The sequence below is a fragment of the Symmachiella macrocystis genome (assembly GCF_007860075.1).
Classification (GTDB): domain Bacteria; phylum Planctomycetota; class Planctomycetia; order Planctomycetales; family Planctomycetaceae; genus Symmachiella; species Symmachiella macrocystis.
The window spans coordinates 990804-1010710 of sequence record NZ_SJPP01000001.1 but is presented as its reverse complement, the minus strand read 5'-3'; the positions used below and the strand labels follow the sequence as shown (position 1 = coordinate 1010710).

The following is a 19907-nucleotide window of genomic DNA, read 5'->3' as shown; positions in this document are numbered from 1 at the left end:
CCCTTTCCTTTGCGACCTCCATTCCTTTGCGACATAGAGAAGTGCAGTCCATGGCTCACGAATTCATCACGTTGGAGCAATTGGCCGAACAATTGGGGCGTGACCGTCGCGACTTGGAAAAGCAAGTGAGCCGCGGCCGTCTGCCCGGGCAGCGCGTTGAAGGCCAGTGGCGGTTTCATCCAGCGGAAATCACACAGTGGTTGGAAATGGAGATGCGGGGATACAACGACGAAGAGTTGTTAGAGGTTGAAGAAGCCCAAGTTTCAGAGGAGGTCGAAGGGGGGTTGCCGGTCAGCAGCTTTTTGTATCCCGAAACCACGCAAGTCCCGATGGAAGGCAAGACCAAACGCTCGGTTCTGGAAGAACTGATCGAAGTGGCAGGTCGGACTTGGCAAGTGTGGGAGCCGGCGTCGATTCTGTCCGCGGTCCAGGAGCGTGAAAGCGTAATTCCCACCGGTTATGAAAACGGCGTTGCCATTCCGCACCCCCGTACACCGATGGCCGATGCGTTGGGCGAGTCAATGATTTCCTACGGCCGCACGCAATCTGGAATTGCCTTTGGAGCGCCGAAACGCCAGTTGACCGACATGTTTTTTCTGGTGCTTTGCCGAGATTCACGCACGCATTTGTTGGTACTGGCTCGGCTGGGGCGGATGTTGCAATTGCCGGGATTTATCGACGAATTGCGCGAAGCGGCCGATTCGCTTACGTCTTACGAAATCATTTGTCAGGCGGACAATCGATTGACGGAAGAGGCATGAGCGCAGCACGCTCCCGGGGGGATTACCATGGCAGGTATTGATTTCTCCTGTCTGACTTCGATAATTACTATCCTGTTTGCAACTTCAATTGTGCCCAACGTTTCATGATCATGCCGTCCAATCATTCACAATCAGCCACTGCAAATGATGCCGATTCGGGAGCATCTGATCTGTCTGAAGAAATAGAGGAATCGTGTTGCGACGCTTCTTCCCCAGACTGTGGTGAGGATGCGGCAGCTGCCGGTGGTGAGCCGGCAGAGTCGGGCGGCACGTGCCCGACACCGATGTCGTGGCGGGGGGTGATGAAGAAGTTTGGCGAAGAGGCAACCACAGCCGTTGTGAATCGCGATGGATATTCGTTGTATTGCCGCGCCTGGGGCGAGGGCGAGCCGCTCTATTTTCTGAATGGCTTTGGCGGGACGAGCGAATTGTTCGTATTGACCGCTGCGGTATTGCGGGATGAATTTCGTTGCGTATTTATCGATGAGTTTTCCAGCGAACCGGGTGCGCATTTGCCTCCACGTACGGTTACAGTGCCGGAGGCTGTTGCGGACTTGTTCGCGGTTGCTGACCATTTTGGCGACGATGTGATTTCGCTATATGGCGCGACATTGGGGGGAGCGTTGGGCCTGGCGGCGATGGATACTCAACCACAACGTATCCACCGCGCGGCATTGCAAGGTGGCTTTGCCTTTCGACATTTTTCGCCGGCCGAACGGTTGTTGATCGGGTTGGGACAATATGTGCCCGGCCGATTGCAGCATGTGCCGTTGCGGGCGAGCGTGCAAAAGCAAAATCACGGTCTGTGGTTCCCGCCGTTTGACGGTTCGCGGTGGAAGTTTTTGGCCGAAAACTGCGACTCGGTGCCACTACGCATCATTGCCCGGCGAGCGGCGTTGGCGCATCAGATTGATTTACGCTCCCGGTTAGATCAAATCACACCGCCGACTTTGATTGTTCAGACGGAAGGGGAAGGCCGCATCGCCACGGCCTGTCAGGCGGAGTTGAAATCCCGTTTGCCGCATGTCGAAGATTTCTGGATCGACAGCACGGGACAGGTGCCGTTTCTAACGCACCCGCATCGCTTAGCGAAATTGTTGAAACCTTTTTTTCGCGGGGAGCCGTTGCCCGAATCAGGTAGTGCCCCTCCCGCCGTGCAGGACGTAACGGCGACACCTATCGCGAACACAACGGAGTCCCATGACGATTGAACTTCCTGAAGCATTGGATGTCGTAGCTGTCGGTGCTCATCCGGACGATGTAGAAATTGCCTGCGGGGGAACCTTGGCGAGCTTGGTCCGCCAAGGGTATCGGGTAGGGATCATCGACTTGACCGACGGAGAGCCGACGCCGAGAAGCCCGGGGCCGGAAGTTCGGTTGGCTGAAGCGCGCGAGGCGGCGGAGATTTTGGGGGTGCAAGTTCGCGAGACATTGGACTTACCCAATCGCAAACTGTTCGACAGCTTCGAGACGCGGGTGGCCTTGGCCAAGGTCTTTCGCCGTTATCGACCGCGGGTCGTCTTGGGGTTGGCAGGCAAGACCCCGCTGGCGTCTCCGGACCACTGGCAGGCGATGCAAATCACCGATGCGGCGATATTCTATTCGCGACTGACCAAGTGGGATGCTGATTTCGATCACCTGCCGGTCCACACGATTTCTAAGCAATTGTGGTATCCACTGGGGCTTTCGACGTTGCAATTTCCGGAGAGTTCGGGGCATTTTGTAGTGGATATTAGTGAGACAATCGAGCTAAAATTGAAGGCGATCCGTGCCTATCGCACGCAATTTCCTCCGGAAAAGGATCGCGTTTTCCGCCTCGTCGAAAGCCAAAACCAGTTTTACGGGGCGAGCGCAGGGTTTGAGGCAGGAGAAATGTTGCTGTGTGCGACTACCTTAGGCGTACGGGACTTGTTAAAAACAGTACTGCCGGATTCGTAGGACTGAATTCGGCAAAAATGTTAAATTGGGGCAAGGAATTGGCTCGGGGCAAGAATTGAACAGGAACCGTGGGCTGGTTACGATGGATCATTGATGATTTAAAACACGTCATTCAGGCGTGTCAAAATGTAATGCGGTCGGTTGTCGGCCGTCGATGGCGACGGGAATCGGGCGGAAAGGATAGTCGGGTGGTGGCAAAAAAATTCCGCTGGGGTGCCAAGAGCATCACCAATAAACGGGATAACAATGAAGACCGGTTCATGATCGATCCCGATGGGCGGTATTTCATTGTCGCCGACGGTATGGGTGGTCAAGCCGCCGGGGAACGCGCCAGTGAAATGGCTTCAGAAATCGTTCCCGTGGAATTGGAAAAACGTCTTGAGTTCAAAGACGAGTCGCCGGAAACCGTCGAATCGGCGATCAAAGACGCGATCAGCCACGCAAACGCCGACATCATGACGCTTGCGGCAATCGACGTGAATTCGCTCAACATGGGGACGACCATTGTCTTGGCGGTCGCCGTGGGCGAATCGTTGTATGTGGCGGGAGTGGGCGACAGTCGGGTTTATCGATTTGCCGACGACAAGCTACTGCAATTGACCAAAGACCATTCGCTCACACAGGCGCTGGTCGATGCGGGAACCATCTCCGAAGAAGATGCAAAGACACATCGGTTCAAGAACGTGTTGCATCGCTATTTGGGATCCAAAGAAGGGAACAACGGCGCAGAAGTCAAAATGCTGCCGTTGACCACCGGGCATCGCTATCTACTGTGTAGCGACGGCGTGAACGAAGGCGTGGAGGATGATCAGATTGCTGAGATTCTGAAGCGTTGTGCCGAACCACAGGAAGCCGCCGACGAGTTGGTAAAAGCCTCGCAAGACGGCGGCGCCAACGACAACATCACTTGCGTGGTGGTCTACGTGGACTGACTCGGCTGTTGCGAGCCACTGCCGGATAAGTCGGCAGCGCTACGCCATGTTATAGCCAGAGGTGGAAGCGGTCTTTTAGCTTCGCGGGCAATCGCTTTTCGACCGCGCGGCGGATCTCTTTTTCGTGATACCGCGTGCTGAAATGCGCCACGATGATCAGTTCGTTTTGGAACTTCTCGGCGCGGGCGATTAGATCGTCCAGATGCATGTGTCCGAACTTGTGGATTTTTTCCTTACGATGCTCGGGGCGAAAGAAGGTCATCTCCGTGATCAGCACGCGGGCTTCGTAGGTGGCCACGTCGTTGTCGAGTCCGGGCGGAGCTGTGTCTCCCGTGTAGCAGACGAGCGGATAGCGGATCTCCCGCGTCACATCTTCGCCTTTCAAACGGAGATCGCGAATCTGATCGCCGGGGAGGCCTTGATATTCGGCTTTCAGTTTGCGGCGACGATCCCACACGATAAAGCCGACCGAGGAGACGGTGTGGACCGTCTCGAATACGGTGACCACATGCTCGCGTGAAATCTCGAATTCATCGCCCGGACGCACGCCGACCAAGTCGCACAACATGCGTCCCCGGTCGAGGCGTTGCCAAGCCTGCAACATCCGCCGCACTTGATCGACCATGTCCGCGGGAAGATAGATCGTGGGCGGTTCCATCTTCATCATCCGCCGCCGCGCGACATAGACTGGTATTGCGGCTAGGTGGTCCAGGTGGCAATGCGAGACGAAAAACGTTGAGGTGCCCATGAATTCCCAAGGGCTGCCACCTAGGTCGAAGCCGAGTTTGAGTTCGGGAATTCGCCAGTAACTTTGGACAGCAGCGCGGGAATAGCCCTCGATGGTCAGTCCCTTGAATTCCAATGTTTTCAGCGGCAGATTATTCAGCATGCTCGTCGTCGGTTCCACCGGCCGAGCCGGGGGGAAGGGAAGTTCGTTGGTAGGTTGAAACGACACTCCGCGTTGGAAAATGTTCACCGCGTGTGTGTGAATTCATGTCGCTTTGGTGGTGCAGCTTCGGCGGTGCGGTTCCGGTATATAGCCGTTTTGCGAAAAGCCGGTCTGCCGATGGTAACACCGTCGTGGGTGATGGCAAGCCGACCGCCGCTCCCGCAGTTGGGAGAACAGCGGCGCGCATTGGGGCGAGGATGCCGGATTGCCCGTTTTCGCTGCTAGGCGTCACCGTCCATGGAAACCGGTTGTCCGGTGGCGATGCTCTGGGCTTCACAGTGGCAAAGTTTGAGGGCATCGCGGGCGAGTGCGCCGGAGAGCAGACGGGGTTCTTCGCCGCTGCGGACAGCGTCGACGGCGACCTGCAGTTCGGCGGTAAAGGCGGCGCACCACTCATCGTCGCCATCGAGTTGTGGGACTTCGACCGTTCCGTCCGCGTGCAGCACGGTAAGCGGCTGGCTGAGTGTTGGTTCGCTTCCCAGCGTAGCGAAATCATAAACCAACGTCGCTTTTTCCAGATAGATTTCGAAACCGTGGGCAAAGGGCATTGCCGCGGCTGAGATGCCGCCACTGACACTACTGACGGTCAATTCGGGATCGTCGAACAGGTACTGCGTGTTGAGGTACTGCGCGTAGCCGTCTTCTAAGATTCCCCGCGACTGCACCGCTTTGGGGGTTCCGCAGACCCAGCCGATGAAATGCGTATCATGAATGTGCAAGTCGATGCCCGGTCCGCCGGTTTTGGCCGGATCGGCCATGTCATCCGACCAGTCTGGCTTGGAGATCATCCGGCGAAAATGCGCGGCTCGCAGTTTGCCGTATTTGCCACTCATGATGGCGTCGGCGGCGAATTTGAATTCAGGGAAAAACGGCAACACGTGGGCCACCATGAATAGCCGACCGGCGGCGCGGGCGGCTTCGACCATACGGTCGGCGGCGGCTATATCCAGGGCGATCGCCTTTTCAACGATGACTGCTTTCCCGGCCGCGATCGCTTCGAGCGTGACGGTTTCATGCTGATCGAGTGGCAGGCAGATGTCGACGAGATCGATATCGGGGTCGGCCAGCAGTTCGTGGTAGTCGGAATAGGTTTTGACGTCGGACAGATCGACCTGTCCGCCGCGGGGGCCGAAGTTGCCTTGAATGCTGGTCCAATCGCCGGCGAGTTTAGCGGGGTTTCTGGTGGCGATGGCAGTGACTTTTGCGCCGTCGACTTTTTTTGCACCTTCAAAGTGCGTCATGCCCATGAAACCGAGTCCGATGATTCCTATCCGTACCATGCGAAAAGCCTTTTGTTATTTGCGCGGAGTGGCAAGTGGGTTTTTTCTTAAACAGTCCCTAGCATTGCGCCCGTGGTGGTATCCGTCAAGTCGTGAGGCGGATTCTTAGCCACAGATTGAACAGGGATAAAACCCAGCGCGACTATACCTCAAACAAGTTTTTGAAAACAAAAAGCCACAGAGATCACAGAGGCCACAGAGAAAAGCTGTCGTCAGCAGTCATCGTGGTTCATAACCCAATGAATAACCAATCACATTCGAAAGCCAGGTCTCGCTGCAGGCTTGTCCAGCAGTGTTTTTCTGGTCACACAGTTTCCACTGGCGAACAAGTCGCATATGGCCACCATTTTGGGCGAGACGTTCAATGGAATTCTCTGTGAACTCGGTGATCACTGTGGCTAATACTTTGCCTGCGAGCTTAAGTCGTTACGAAAAAAACGCAGAAATCACAGCGGTTTCAGGGGGCGATGAGACTGAGAATGTGTTGACTGGCGGAGGGGAGAATTCTGTCTGGAGAGGCGGTAGCGGGGGGTTTGGACTTGAGTTGGTCGCCTGGCTGCGTCATGATATTGGCGACGGTCCTATATGAACCTTTGGGGCCGTCGTTAAAGGATTGGGTCGTTCGTCGATTTTAATCGCCTTCCAACTGGTGCAACATGCGGAAGGTGACCGCTGAGGGTCTCGACGGACATAAACAAGGACGCTGTTTGGAAGGGGACCGAGATTATGCTTGTTCTGTCACGCAAGACGGGAGAGCGAATTCTGATTGGGGACGACGTCGCGATTACGGTCATCCGTGTGGGGCCGAATGCAGTGCGACTAGGATTTGACGCCCCCAAGCATATGAATATCGTACGTGAAGAATTGTGCGTCGAAATCGAGTCATCCGATTCATTCGACTCGACACCGCGTACCGATGGATTCGCCGCAGCCGGTTAATGGTTGGGCGGATGCCGCATGCTTTTCGAGAAAACGGATGATTCCGCTGACAATTGGCGGGGTCATCCGGATTTCACGCTGCGCAGATGCCCGGATTGCCCTCTACGGCGCGTGTTGGCAGTTGCTTTGGGCTTCCTCGGGGCGGTATCATCATAGTTGTGGTGATCATATCGGCCACATGTTCGCAGACTCTCGATTGATCCATGCCCAGAACCGAGTTGCCGTTTGTAGCGATGCCGGTCTTCTCCCATAGCAATGTTGTATTGGAGACGTAGCGATGATGAACCTAGAAGGCGCCGGACGCGTTCAAACGTGTGACGGTGTGTCGCGACGCGATTTTTTGCAAGTGGGATCATTGGGCGCGCTTGGGTTGGGCATGTCGGAAATGGCGGCGCTTGAGGCGCAAGGCGCGGTCGCTCAAGATAAAGACGTCAACGGCATCATGCTGTTCAATTTGGGAGCGCCGAGCCAGCTCGATACCTGGGACATGAAGCCCGATGCGCCTGCAGAGATTCGCGGCCCGTTTCAGCCGATTCAAACGGCGGCTGAGGGAGTTTTGATCTCCGAGATGTTTCCGCAGATGGCGAAGATCGCGGATAAGGTTTCGTTCGTCCGCAGCGTATACCACACGGCTGCCGCCGTCCACGATACCGGACACCAGATGATGCAAACGGGACGCTTGTTCCGTGGCGGATTGGAATCGCCGCACGTGGGATGCACGTTGGGTTTCATGAAGGGGCGACGCGGCGACTTGCCGCCGCACGTTGTCATTCCCGAACTGATGGGCCGCACCGGCGGCAATCTGCCGCACGGGCAAGAGGCGGGATATTTGGGCAAACAGCATGATGCGTTCGTGCTGAATGCCGATCCTTCGGTCAAGGATTTTAAAGTCCCCGACTTGTTGCCACCGACGGATCTACCCGCCGTGCGGACGGATCGTCGGCAGAAGTTGCGTTCGTTGGTGGATCAGAACGTAGCTAAGTTCGAATCCGCTCCACGGGCGCAGTTGTTGGACAAAAATTTCGAGCAAGCGTATCGCCTGATGACGTCGACTCAGGCGCGTGAGGCGTTTGATTTGAATCAAGAACCGGACTCGGTTCGCGATCGTTATGGGCGGACGCGGTTTGGTCAGAGTTGTCTGTTGGCGCGAAGGTTGGTGGAGCGCGGCGTGCGATTTGTGACAGTCAATACATTCCTAACCGTCTTTGGAGAAATCACCTGGGACATCCACGGTTCGAAGCCGTTTACGTCGATTGAGGGGATGAAGAAGATCGTCGCTCCCAGTTTCGATCAAGGGTACTCGGCGTTGATCGAAGACCTGGATCAGCGCGGGATGTTGGCGAACACGGTGGTTTCGTCTTTAGCAGAATTTGGACGGACGCCGAAAGTGAATCCTGCGGGGGGACGTGACCACTGGCCGCAATGTTGGACGGTGTTCTTTGCCGGCGGCGGCATTCAAGGGGGACGCGTCGTGGGGGCCAGTGACGACACGGGCGGCTACCCGGCCGATCGTCCGGTGAATCCCGCTGAGATCGCGGCGACGATTTATGAAGCGCTCGGCATTGATCTGGAGCACTTGCTTCCCGGTCCGCAAGGGCGACCGATTCCGGTGGTGGATTCCGGTGTACGCGCGGTTCGCGAGTTGTTTGCTTAATGCGGTTTAGGATTCTGCACCCGCGCACGTGGGGGTGGGCGTTGGCAGTTCGACGCGAATGGTCGCCAGGAGTAGCACCGGTATTTGACACGTGATGGGCGTTTCCGGCCTGTCCCGAACTCTGTATTTTGAGCAACGGTTTTTCATCATGATGCAACATATTCTCGTGGCGACTTGCCTGTTGCCGGTCATGGCCAACTTGGCGGCGGCGGACGGCCCTGTGGTTTTGCCGGCCCAGGTGACGTTGGATGGTCCGCATGCCGGGCAACGGTTGATTGTGGAAGAGATGAGCGGCGGGAAGGCGTTTGGTGATCTGACCGGACAAGCCAAGTTTTCCACCGCTGATCCCAAGGTCGCCACGGTCGATGCCCAAGGCCGCGTGCAACCAGTTGGCGATGGAGAAACGGTGATTCGTGCGGAAGTTGCCGGTCAGACTTCGGAGGCGAAAATCGTCGTGCGTCATTATGGGCGGACGGAGCCTTGGAGTTTTGCCAACGATGTCCAAGCTGTGCTGACCAAGACCGGTTGCAATATGGGGTCCTGTCACGGCGCGCAGTCGGGCAAGAAGGGATTCAAATTGGCGCTGCGGGGCTATGACCACGAGGCGGATTATGACACGTTGACGCGCCGCTCGCGGGGGCGGCGGGTGATTCCCAGTGATCCGGCGCGGAGTTTGATGTTGCTCAAAGCGACCGGCGCAATTCCCCACGGGGGCGGAACGCGCTTCGGAACCGACAGCAGGGAATATCAGATTGTCTCGCAATGGATCGCCGAAGGAGCGATGGGGCCCAGTGAAGCGGATACGCATGTGGCTGAACTGGCGGTGCTGCCCGAACAGGTCACGCTCAAACCGGGGGATGCGCAGCAAATTGTTGTGCTGGCAACCTACAGCGATGGCACTGTGCGCGATGTGACGCAATGGGCGATGTATGACACGACGGAAATGGGCGTTGCCGCTGTCGACCAACAAGGGAAAGTTGACGTGGTTGGGGCGGGGGAATCGGCCATCACGGTTTGGTTTGGCAGCAAGGTTGCCGTGGCGACAATCAGCGTGCCTTATGACAACAAAGTCGACGGACAACTTTTTGCGCAAACATCGCAAGTGAATTTTGTCGATGACTTGATTTTGGAAAAACTGAAGACGCTCCGCATTCCACCATCGGGACAAGCCGGTGACGGGGAATTTTTGCGGCGGGTGTATCTCGACACGATGGGCATTTTGCCGACTGTTGAAGAAACGCGAGCGTTTTTGGCGGACGAGTCACCCGGCAAGCGGATGCGGTTGATTGATCAGATTTTACAGCGATCGGAGTACGTCGATTATTGGACCTATAAGTGGTCCGATTTGTTATTGGTCAGCAGCAAACAACTGGACGGAGCAGCAGTTTGGGCGTTTTACAGTTGGTTGCGGAAATGCGTTGAAGAGAACAAACCGTGGGATCAACTGGCCCGGGACGTAGTGACGGCGCGGGGGAGCACGTTGGACAACGGAGCGGCGAACTTTTTTGTGTTGCACAAGGATCCGCAGCAACTGACCGAGGCGACGTCGTTGACGTTTTTAGGAATGTCGATCACCTGCGCGCGGTGTCACGATCATCCGATGGAACGTTGGACGCAGGATGATTATTACGGCATGGCCAATTTGTTCGGCCGTGTGCGACAAAAGGACGGGACTGTCGGCGGCGAGATTGTTGTGTTTCCCGTGACTGAGGGGAACGTTCCGCACCCGCGGCGTCTGGAAGTTCCCATTCCGCAACCGCTCGACGGTGAACCATTGGCGGTGGATGATCCGCGTGACCGCCGTGCGCATTTGGCGGACTGGTTGACGGCGGCAGAGAATCCGTATTTTGCGCGGGCCATCGTGAATCGAGTCTGGGCGAATTTCATGGGGCGGGGGTTGGTGCAACCAGTGGACGATTTGCGGTCAACGAATCCGGCCTCGAATGAAAAATTGCTGTCCGCCTTGGCCGATGACTTGCGGGAGCACAACTATGACGTGAAACATCTGATCCGCACCATTCTCAATTCGGCCGCTTATCAGCGCTCAGCGGAGCCGGTGGCGGGAAACGAAGCGGACGATCGTTTTTATTCGCACTTTTTGTTGAAGCGGATGCCGGCCGAGGTGATGCTGGATGCGTTTTCACAGACGACCGGTGTGCCGACCCAGTTTCCCGGGTTTCCCAAAGGTTGGCGGGCGCAACAGTTGCCCGATAGCAATATCGTCTCCTACTTCTTAAGCGCCTTTGGCCGCCCGTCACGGGAGTTCGTATGCACTTGCGAGCGAACCGAGGATCCGAATGTGACGCAGACGTTGCATTTGACCAACGGCAAGACGCTCAATGACAAGTTGAAGTCGGATGACTGTGTGGCAACGACGATGACCAAGGAGAAACTGACGGACGAGCAGGTCATCGAGCGGGTTTATTTGGGCGCATTGACGCGGTTTCCCACGGAAGCAGAAAAAGCGGCGTTGTTGAAAGCGTTTGCGGAGTCGTCCGCCAGCGCGGTTGATGCAAAGCAGGCGGCGGATGAAAAAGTGGCGGTAGAACAACGCCAAGCACTGATCGCCGATTTCATCTGGGCGACGCTGTCCAGCAAAGAGTTTTTGTTCATTCATTAGAGACGACAGCGATTTTAGTTGTTTCGATACTGGGGTGCGATTGGCGGCTTGTTTGCCAGTGAAAACGTGTGACCGGAAACACTACTGGGCAAGCCAGCAGTGGCACCCGGCGCTGTGAGGAATGTTTGGGTATGCGAAGAATTCCACTGATGATTGTTTGTATCGTCGCCGCGTGTGCGGCGCTGCCTGCCGGTGCTGACGAACCGGCGGAAAAACAAAAGCAACCCGCGCCGTCGTATTCCCGCGATGTGCAGCGCGTGTTTAAGAAGTATTGCATCGCGTGCCATAACGAGGACGAGCGTGAGAACGGGCTGAGTCTGCATGGTTTTTCAGCGTTGATGCGTGGGGGAGATAGCGGCGAGAAACTGATCGTTCCCGGCAAACCTGCGGAGAGTTGGTTATTGCTGCTGCTGCAGGGTGAAGAAGAACCCCCGATGCCGCCGGAGGGTGAAAAGCAACCCAGCTCTGAGGAAATTGCCGGCATTGCGCGGTGGATTGCAGCGGGTGCCAAGAATTCCGATGCGGATGAAGTGAAGTCCACCGGCTACGATGCGCCGGACGTGCCGCAGGTTCTCCCCAAAGGGCCGGTGACGCCGGCGATAGTCTCGGTTGCGGTTTCGCCTGACGGCAAAAGTTTAGCAGCTGTGCGGCATCGCGAGGTGGTTTTGCTCAATGCGGACGATGGAAAAGTGATCGCCAAATTCGAGGGCGCCGAACATCCGCTGAATGCAGTTGCCTTCAGTCCCGATGGACAATGGATCGCAGCGGCGGGCGGTCCTGCGGGAATTGGCGGGAGTGTGCGGTTGTGGGAAATCGAGGGAGAGCCGGCGGGTCTGTTCAATGGGCATGACGATTCAATTTATGGATTGGCATTCAGTCCCGATGGGAAACTGTTGGCCACGTCGAGCTACGATAAGCTGATCAAATTATGGGACGTGGCCACGGGCCAGGAGGCGGCCACGCTCAAGCATCACACGGCTGCCGTGTTTGATGTCGCGTTCAGTCCCGATGGCAAAACGTTGGCCTCGGTCGGCGACGACCAGACAGTCAAGTTATGGGACGTTGCTAGTAGGAAGCGGATGGTCACGCTCAGCGAACCGACCGGCAGCATGAATGCGGTCGCGTTTCATCCGTCGGGCAAAGAAGTGGCGGCTGTGGGAATCGATAAGACGTTGCGGGTTTGGAGCTGGGACGGCAAGTCGGCCAAGATTCGCAAAAGCGTTTTCGCCCACGATGCGATCCTATTGGATGTGGCGTATGCACAGGACGGAAAAACATTGTTTACCGCTGCGGAAGATGGTCGAATCAAAGCGTGGGATGCCGTCGGGCTGAACTTGTTGCGGACGGAAGAAAATCTGACGGATTGGCCGCATGCCTTGGCGGTTCACCCAGACGGTAAACGGATCTTCGCCGGTCTGTATGACGGCAATTTGCTGGCGTTTGACACGGGGAAAGCTCAGCCACCGCAGGTGCTCATTGCTGGACGTCGCGCGGAACCCGTTGCCGAAGAGAAGCCGGAATCCGCCAAAGTGGCCGAACGTCCGCGCGATCCGGAACTCTCCTCAATCAGCCCACGGACAGCGGTGCGGGGGACGACGGCGAAGTTCACTTTGTCGGGACGGAATATCGCCGATGCCGACGCGTTGTTTGTCGCTCCGGGAGACCTGAAAGCCAAACTGTTGCCGTCCGACGGTAAGGATCCCAACAAGATCCAATGCGAAGTGGAACTTCCCGCTGACTTGATGCCGCGGATGGTTTCCCTGCGACTGCATACGCCAACCGGCAGCACCGGGAGTCGGGCATTTTATGTTGGCCCGTTTGCAGAGCAGAAGGAGAAGGAAGCGAACGATACGCCCGAAACGGCGACCGTGACGGAGTTGCCTAAAACGTTGGTGGGGACGATCAACCGTAAAGGAGACCGCGATCTGTGGCGATTTGACGCGCCCGCCGGAGCGGAGATTGTCTTTGCGCTGCGGGGGACCGGCTTTGGATCAAAATTAGATGCGGAGTTAACGATCTTGGACGATGCGGGGCAGGTGTTGGCCCGTTCGCAGCGGCATCCCAACAAGCGGGATGCGGTGATCGGGTACCGGTTTGAAAATGCGGGATCGTACTTGTTACGGGTCGAGGATCTGCGTTTTTCTGGTGGCGGTGGACATTATTATTACATCCATGCCGGCCAGTTTGCCTTCGTCGAGGGAGTGTTTCCGTTGGGGGTGACTGCCGGAGCGAAAAACGACGGTCTGCTGCAAGCCCGGGGTTTCAATCTGGGCGATGCGGCGCGAATTGACGTCGAGGGCAAATCGCCCGGCGACCGTAACGACCGGTTGCAAACTGAAATGGGACCGACGTTGAACACCGTACGGTATGAGTTGAGTGAATTTCCCGAGGTGGTTGAAGTCGAGCCCAACGACATGCCGGCACAAGCACAGTTGTTGTCGGTCCCGGGCGCCGTGTGCGGACGAGTTATGACCAATAGCGAAGGCGGCGGCGCGGCGGATGTTGTGGCGTTTGAAGCAAAGCAAGGAGACCGGCTATTGATCCAGGTCGAGGCGCGACGGGCGGGGTCGCTGTTGGATTCGGTGATCGAAATTTTGACCGCAGAAGGAGAACCGGTCGGTTGGCAAACGTTGCAGGCGGTCTCTGAGACGTTTATTACACTGCGGGACCATAGTTCGAAGCGGGACGGGATTCGCCTGCAGAACTGGGATGGCTTTGAGATCAACGACTATCTGATGTTGGGCGGCGAAGTGATCAAAATCCGTGCCTTGCCATTGGGGCCGGATGAGGATGTGAAATTCTTCGCCAACGGGGGCCGTCTGGGATATTTTGGCACCACCCCGCAGGGTCATGCTGTGAATTCGTCGGTGTACAAAATCGAACTGCATCCGCCCGGACAATCGTTTCCGCCCAGCGGCTTGCCAATCGTGGCCTTGAAATACCGGAACGACGATGGCGGTCCGGGGCTGGGGAGTGATTCCCAACTCTATTTTGACGTGCCGGCTGACGGCAAATATCTGGTGCGCATCAACGATGTCCGCGGCCTGTCGGGCGACGACTTTCATTACCGCCTCGTCATTCGACGGCCGCAACCCGATTTTCGGATCTCGATGAACCCAGCCGATCCAAACATTCCTCGCGGCGGAAATCTGCCGGTGACGATCAATGCGACGCGTCTGGAAGCGTTCGACGGGGCGATTGACGTGCGGATCGAGGGGTTGCCTGACGGCATCACCGCAACAGCCGGTCGGATCGGCCCCGATGATTCTTCATGCGTCGTGACGTTTTCGGCGCCGGAGTCCGTCGAGACCTTGGATGCCGCCGCGGGAAGCGTACAGGCGATTGGCAATGCGACGATTGGTGACAAAACCGTGGAGCAGCGTAGTTCGACCGGTTTTGGATTGCATCAAGTCTCCTTGGCGCCGCCACCGACATTAGAGGTGGCTGTGAGTCCGCAGGAGGCGGTGATTGAACCGGGACAGGAAGTGCGGTTTCAGTTGAAATTGAAGCGGAACTACGGATTCAACAGCCGGGTGCCGATTGCGGTCGAGAATCTGCCGCATGGAATTCGGGTACTGCATGTGGGGCTCAACGGAGTGTTGATCCCCGAGGGCCAAACTGAGCAGTCATTTGTGGTGAAATGCGAGCCGTGGGTGCCGCGGCAAAAGATCTCGTTTTATGCGACCGCCCGTGTCGAGGCGACCGGGGAGCGAAATAGTTCTGTACCGATCCTGCTGGAAGCAACCGGCTTCACCAGCGCCCTGGCGGGCGGGAGGTGAAGCGTGAGTGAGGATGCTGAGGCACAGCCACCATATGCTGAACGGGTGATTTTTCGAGGTCAGGTTCAAGGAGTCGGCTTTCGCTACCGGACGCGTCGCTTGGCAAGGGTTTATCCTGTAACGGGTTATGTCAAGAATCTCGCCGACGGCACGGTCGAGCTGATCGCTCAGGGGGCTGAGGATGAGGTCATCACGTTTGTGGACGAACTGGGCCGGGTCATGGAGAGGAATATTTCTGCAGTGGACCGTAGTCCGTGGGATGGGAGCGAACGGTTTGCCGGGTTTTCGATTCGCCGTTGAGGCAGCGGTCTTGTTGGACCGATTTTAGGGCCGATGGGCGGTGTATCTGTTAAAAAATCGGTGACAACCGAGGCTTAGGCTATGACAAACCCCCGTGGATTCGTTCTACTACAACTGGTTTCAAAATCCTCTGATGCGGCGTGTAGGTCCCTGTTTTTAGGAGCCGGATTCAGCCCCAGCGAGTTTTGAACTGGGTTCTCTGAGAAAAGCGTCAGAAAAGCGTCCGCGCCGCCCAACGGCCGATGCGAAAATGACGTAAAACGGTCATTCGCCGACGTTGCGCTGCTGTATGATCGTACATCCGGGGGATGATGATCCGCGGTCGACGGATTCGACCGGCGTGGTGTGTTTTGGTGGCCTTGTGTGAATCCCGTCTGATATTTTTGCGGAAACGTCGTTGTAAGGGAACGTGATGAGAAGTTTTTCCGGCACGTGGATCATAGCTGTGGCCACGATGAAAGAAGCGATTCGGCAGCCGTTTTTTTTCCTGCTGATCGCGATTTCAGTCATCCTGATGGTGCTGAACACGTTTTTGCCATTCTTTTCGTTGGGCGATGACGTGAAGATGCTGAAGGACTGCGGATTGGCGACGCTGTTGATCAGCGGTTTGCTGTTGGCGGTCTGGACGGCTAGTCAAAGCATTGCGGCAGAAATCGAAGGGAAGACGGCGATCACGCTGTTGTCCAAACCGATTACGCGGCGGCAGTTCATCATGGGGAAGTATATTGGGATTTTGATGGGGGTGTTCATCTTTTTCGTCCCCGTCGTCCTCGTGTTTCTGGCCTGCATTTATTACAAGGTTCCTTACGATTTTCGGGAGGCCTCGGAGGTCAACTATATGGCAGCGCACTCTTGGATCGAGATTATCCAAGTCTTGCCGGGAATTGCGTTGATCTTTATGGAGGTCAGTATTCTGGCGGCGATCAGCGTGGCGATCTCCACCCGTCTGCCGATGGTCGTCAACATGGTTGCCTGTTTGGCAATTTTTGTTGTGGGGCACTTGACTCCGACGTTGGTGAATTCGGGAGCGTTGCAAAACGAGTTGGTCGATTTCTTTGCCCGACTGATCGCGACGGTCTTGCCGGCCCTTGAGGTCTTTAACGTCCAGGCGGCTGTTGCGACCGGTGCTCCGGTTCCGGGGATCTATTTGGGTTGGTCCGCCATCTATGCGGTTGCTTATAGCGCTGCGGCGATATTGCTGGCATTTATTCTTTTCGAGGACCGCGATCTGGCGTAAAATGGCGGAAGACGGGGGCGACGTGCTATGAGCCTAATGTAGGTGGCGCGTCGGCCGAGTGATGATGCTTCTTCACCCAGCCCCGTTTGGCTGGGTTTTTTAGTTGGCAAAATTCGGTTTGCGTTGCCCAGCCACAGGCATTGCGTCTTGCGAGGAACCGACTCGCGGTCATTCATCGCGATTCGCCCTGCTGCCGGCTGTGCGAGATGCGGCCGACCGATTATGGAACGTTTATCGCAGGGAGGGAGCGTGCCTGATGTCGTGGCACGGTTGCGCGGGAAGTGTCAAGTTGAGTGCGGTGGGTTTCTCGGAAGAATTTGCGAAATCCGCTGTTACAGTAAATTAAGTGCAACTTGATCTCGATCTGTCGCCGGTGTCGTATTTGAGTTGAAGGTAGTGATTGTGATCACCAAGCATCCTCATCCCTTGGAACGTCTCGTTTCTCGGAAAATGTTGTTTCAAGGGCAGGCACTCCGGTGCTTGTTGTGGTTGACCGGCGGGTCGATCATGCTGTGTCTGATGCTGATGTTCGGTTGGCTGATGGCGAGCGTATTGGTCGATCATGGACGGCTAGAGTTGACCGCGGCCGAATTCAAACAGTTGCAGTCCACTGCCAGCCCCTACGAGATTCCAGTAGGCGATGAGGTCATCGACAATGTCGAATTAGCCGATCGCGGAATCTTGCCGGCGGTTTGGCAGGCGCGGACGTGCGTGTGCGGAAAAGTGTTGGCAGCGGCGCATGGACGAATTCAGGCACTGCAAAGAAACTCCAGCGCCGTGACGTTCTTAGCGGTCATGATCGGACTAACCGGCGCGCTGTGTGCGATGATGTATTCACGGGGCCGGACGTGTGCCATGCGCGAGGCGGTGGGTATCACCACCGCGCAGCGGCGAGCCGTGCATCGGCAAACCTTGCGATTGGCTCCTTCGGCACTGCCGGATCATCGTAATGGAGAACTGCGGACGCTGTTCTCGTCGGACATGGATCAATTACAGGAGGGGCTGTATTACTGGACGCTGCGTTGGGCGCGGGAACCGGTGAAATTGATACTGTTGGCCGTGCTGGCGATTGCCACCGGGCCGATCGTCGCTGGAAGCGTGATGTTGTTGTTGCTGGGAAGTTGGTTGTTGATCGCTTGGCAGAAGCAGCAGGGCCGCGCATTGCGGGCATTGGGCAAATCGCGTGCGGAAGAGAAATTGCGGTTGCTCGCTGAAAGCCTAAACACCACGCGTTTGGTGCGGGGGTATGGCAAGGAGATGGAAGCGTTTGAGGACGAACAGTTCCAGCAGCATTTGGCGCAGCTCTCACAGGAAACGACACAGTGGATGCGGCAGGATTGGGTGCAGCGTTGGGGGTTGACGATGTTGGCCGCATTTGTGGGCGGCGTGGTGCTGATGTTCGTCGGGAATCAGATTCTGAATCCAACAAGAGCGTTTTCCTTGCCCTCGGCGATACTACTGATTCTGTCTATCGGTTGCATGCATGGGCCGCTGCGCAATCTGTGGAATTTACCACGGGACGTCGCAGACGGGGCGCGGGTCTCGACGCGGATTGAAAATTACCTTGGGCGAACTCCGCACGTGGGGCAGGCAGTGGGGGCCAAATTCCTGCAGCCAATGGCGAAGTCGCTGATTTTTGACAATGTCGTCTTTGAAGGTTCGGATCATGAGTCGCTTCTGAACGGCTGCAGTTTCCAGGTCAAGGCCGGGACGCAGGTGGCGGTGGTGTCGATGGATCCCTGGGAGGCGCGGACGGTGGCGCACTTGTTGCCGCGATTCATCGAACCCAAGTCGGGGCAGATTCTCATAGACGGCGAAGACGTCGCCTGGGTGACGCTCGATTCCCTGCGGGCCGAAGCAATCATGGTCAGTGCCCGCGATCCGTTTTTTACCGGGACCGTGTTAGAAAACATCCGCTGCGGCGATACGCATTATTCATTGCAAGACGTGACCGATGCGGCGAAGCTGACGCACGCGCACAACTTCATTCTCAAATTGCCGCTGGGTTACGAAACGGTAATCGGCGAGCATGGGGAACAACTCGATCCGGGACAAGTGTTTCGTTTGGGACTGGCGCGAGCGGTACTGCGCGATCCGGCGCTGTTGATCATCGAAGAGCCTGAGGAACCGATGGACGAGGGGGCCAAGTCGCTCTTAGACGATGCCTACAATCGCATCCGATCGGGGCGAACGATCATCTATTTACCGCACCGCATGGCGACGCTACGCCGCGCAGATGAAATCATCGTGCTTCACAAAGGGCAAGTCGCCGCGATGGGGAACCATGCGGCGCTCGTGAAATCTTCGTCGATCTATGCGCACTGGGAGTATTCCAATTTCAATACGTTTCGGCATAAAGTGGAAGCGAAAACATAGGCGCGTCGGGAAAAAAATCTCGCGCAAAGACGCAGAGCCGCAAAGGGAAACAAGAGGAACCGATTGAAAACTAGTGTTCATCAATTAGTAGCACCAGGTTTCAACTAAGCCGCTCGCGACCAATCCACATTATCCCCCCTCAAGATAACTCTTTGCGTCTTGGCGCCTCTGCGCGAGGCCATACATGCGTAGGGTGCGTCGCGACGCACCTTTCTACATAGGACGAAAAACGTCCCCCAAGAAAACAGATCAGGAAAAGTTCCACTCGCAAGTCCAACCGTGCATATTTTGCACTGGCGGGCAAGCCGCCAGTGGCACCCGTTGCGGGTGTTGATTCAACGGCGCTGCAATTTTGAGTAGCAAAATTGGTGTCGCGAATTGAACAAGCGGCGAAAGCCCAGCAGGACGACGCCCACGGTTCCCATGGCGGTGCCTGATGCGATGAGAAACATGATCACGATTTGGTATTTGACCGCTTGGCCGGGGTCGACGCCGGCGATGAGTTGTCCGGTCATCATGCCGGGCAGGCTGACGATGCCGACGACCATCATGGAATTGATGATCGGAATCATGCCGGTGCGAATCGCTTGGCGGACCGGTTCGCGACCTGCTTCCCAGCGCGTCGCACCCAGTGACAGCAGCGTTTCGACGCGGTCGCGGCGGCTGGAGAGTTCTTCCCCGAGCTGATTCAGTCCCAGCGCGATGCCGTTGAGTGTGTTGCCCAGAATCATGCCCAACAGTGGAATCGCATACTGCGGGTCGTACCAGGGAGTGACCTGCCGCATGACGGTGAGCAGCGCAAAGGCCGACACGATCCAGCAACTGGCGCAGATGGAGAGCATGCTATCCAGATAGACGCCTGGATAAACCAAGCCGGTGCGTCGCACGGCAGCGATGGCGGCGATGGTGGTCATGACCAGCATTACAGCGACGACGATGTACCACTGTTGGACGTCGAAGACCCATTTGAGCACAAAACCGACCAGCACCAATTGGACGATCGTACGGAGTGCTCCGAGGAACAACATCCGCTCCAGGCCGAGGCGTAGCGAGAGTGAGATCAGACCGTTGATGATGATCAGGGCAGCCGCAAAAGCGACTTCATAGTTCGAGAGTTCGACGTAAGTGGCTTTCATGTGCTG

Annotated in this window: 14 protein-coding genes; 11 read left to right on the top strand and 3 right to left on the bottom strand. The window is 56.6% G+C overall.

Features of this window, described 5'->3' with window-relative positions; genetic code table 11:
* The first annotated feature begins 50 nt into the window (after positions 1-50).
* From CA54_RS03955 to CA54_RS03940, 4 genes are all read left to right on the top strand, one after another.
* Entirely contained in the window at positions 51-761 is a 711-nt protein-coding gene (locus tag CA54_RS03955; protein WP_146369554.1) for a PTS sugar transporter subunit IIA, read from the top strand.
* 110 nt (positions 762-871) lie between these two features.
* Positions 872-1972 (top strand): alpha/beta fold hydrolase, encoded by a 1101-nt coding sequence (locus CA54_RS03950; protein ID WP_146369553.1) that lies wholly within the window; start codon positions 872-874, stop codon positions 1970-1972.
* Complete coding sequence (locus CA54_RS03945) at positions 1962-2699, top strand: PIG-L family deacetylase (RefSeq protein WP_145423747.1); 738 nt, start codon at positions 1962-1964, stop codon at positions 2697-2699. Before CA54_RS03950 ends, CA54_RS03945 begins: the two co-directional genes overlap by 11 nt.
* A gap of 191 nt (positions 2700-2890) precedes the next feature.
* Positions 2891-3631: a PP2C family protein-serine/threonine phosphatase gene (locus CA54_RS03940; RefSeq protein ID WP_231962955.1), complete on the top strand. Its 741-nt coding sequence runs from the start codon at positions 2891-2893 to the stop codon at positions 3629-3631.
* A gap of 49 nt (positions 3632-3680) precedes the next feature.
* On the opposite strand, the gene CA54_RS03935 is transcribed toward CA54_RS03940, so the two are convergent.
* Positions 3681-4520, bottom strand: coding sequence for an MBL fold metallo-hydrolase (locus tag CA54_RS03935; protein ID WP_146369551.1), 840 nt, complete (start codon positions 4518-4520; stop codon positions 3681-3683).
* Between the two features lie 281 nt (positions 4521-4801).
* Positions 4802-5860 carry a Gfo/Idh/MocA family protein gene (locus CA54_RS03930; protein ID WP_146369550.1) on the bottom strand — a complete coding sequence of 353 codons (1059 nt, stop codon included), beginning with the start codon at positions 5858-5860 and terminating at the stop codon, positions 4802-4804.
* A gap of 726 nt (positions 5861-6586) precedes the next feature.
* Here CA54_RS03930 and csrA point away from each other — a divergent pair.
* The 7 genes from csrA (at position 6587) to CA54_RS03895 (ending at position 18765) form a co-directional block, all read left to right on the top strand.
* Complete coding sequence (csrA, locus tag CA54_RS03925; RefSeq protein WP_146369549.1) at positions 6587-6799, top strand: carbon storage regulator CsrA; 213 nt, start codon at positions 6587-6589, stop codon at positions 6797-6799.
* Positions 6800-7076: 277 nt separating this feature from the next.
* Positions 7077-8453 carry a DUF1501 domain-containing protein gene (locus tag CA54_RS03920; RefSeq protein WP_146369548.1) on the top strand — a complete coding sequence of 459 codons (1377 nt, stop codon included), beginning with the start codon at positions 7077-7079 and terminating at the stop codon, positions 8451-8453.
* A 148-nt stretch (positions 8454-8601) separates the two neighbouring features.
* Positions 8602-11073 carry a DUF1549 domain-containing protein gene (locus CA54_RS03915; RefSeq protein ID WP_197532187.1) on the top strand — a complete coding sequence of 824 codons (2472 nt, stop codon included), beginning with the start codon at positions 8602-8604 and terminating at the stop codon, positions 11071-11073.
* Positions 11074-11204: 131 nt separating this feature from the next.
* Positions 11205-14852: a c-type cytochrome domain-containing protein gene (locus CA54_RS03910; protein WP_146369547.1), complete on the top strand. Its 3648-nt coding sequence runs from the start codon at positions 11205-11207 to the stop codon at positions 14850-14852.
* A 3-nt stretch (positions 14853-14855) separates the two neighbouring features.
* Complete coding sequence (locus tag CA54_RS03905) at positions 14856-15152, top strand: acylphosphatase (protein ID WP_146369546.1); 297 nt, start codon at positions 14856-14858, stop codon at positions 15150-15152.
* 412 nt (positions 15153-15564) lie between these two features.
* Positions 15565-16389: an ABC transporter permease gene (locus tag CA54_RS03900; protein WP_146369545.1), complete on the top strand. Its 825-nt coding sequence runs from the start codon at positions 15565-15567 to the stop codon at positions 16387-16389.
* A 402-nt stretch (positions 16390-16791) separates the two neighbouring features.
* Complete coding sequence (locus tag CA54_RS03895) at positions 16792-18765, top strand: ABC transporter transmembrane domain-containing protein (RefSeq protein WP_146369544.1); 1974 nt, start codon at positions 16792-16794, stop codon at positions 18763-18765.
* 335 nt (positions 18766-19100) lie between these two features.
* Here the strand turns inward: CA54_RS03895 and CA54_RS03890 are convergent, their stop codons facing one another.
* Entirely contained in the window at positions 19101-19901 is an 801-nt protein-coding gene (locus CA54_RS03890; protein WP_146369543.1) for an ABC transporter permease, read from the bottom strand.
* Positions 19902-19907 lie beyond the last annotated feature (6 nt).

Coding starts and splice junctions, on each gene's coding strand:
- CA54_RS03955 (WP_146369554.1), top strand. CDS start 51: ATGGCTCACGAATTCATCACGTTGGAGCAATTGGCCGAACAATTGGGG.
- CA54_RS03950 (WP_146369553.1), top strand. CDS start 872: ATGCCGTCCAATCATTCACAATCAGCCACTGCAAATGATGCCGATTCG.
- CA54_RS03945 (WP_145423747.1), top strand. CDS start 1,962: ATGACGATTGAACTTCCTGAAGCATTGGATGTCGTAGCTGTCGGTGCT.
- CA54_RS03935 (WP_146369551.1), bottom strand. CDS start 4,520: ATGCTGAATAATCTGCCGCTGAAAACATTGGAATTCAAGGGACTGACC.
- CA54_RS03930 (WP_146369550.1), bottom strand. CDS start 5,860: ATGGTACGGATAGGAATCATCGGACTCGGTTTCATGGGCATGACGCAC.
- csrA (WP_146369549.1), top strand. CDS start 6,587: ATGCTTGTTCTGTCACGCAAGACGGGAGAGCGAATTCTGATTGGGGAC.
- CA54_RS03920 (WP_146369548.1), top strand. CDS start 7,077: ATGATGAACCTAGAAGGCGCCGGACGCGTTCAAACGTGTGACGGTGTG.
- CA54_RS03915 (WP_197532187.1), top strand. CDS start 8,602: ATGATGCAACATATTCTCGTGGCGACTTGCCTGTTGCCGGTCATGGCC.
- CA54_RS03910 (WP_146369547.1), top strand. CDS start 11,205: ATGCGAAGAATTCCACTGATGATTGTTTGTATCGTCGCCGCGTGTGCG.
- CA54_RS03900 (WP_146369545.1), top strand. CDS start 15,565: ATGAGAAGTTTTTCCGGCACGTGGATCATAGCTGTGGCCACGATGAAA.
- CA54_RS03890 (WP_146369543.1), bottom strand. CDS start 19,901: ATGAAAGCCACTTACGTCGAACTCTCGAACTATGAAGTCGCTTTTGCG.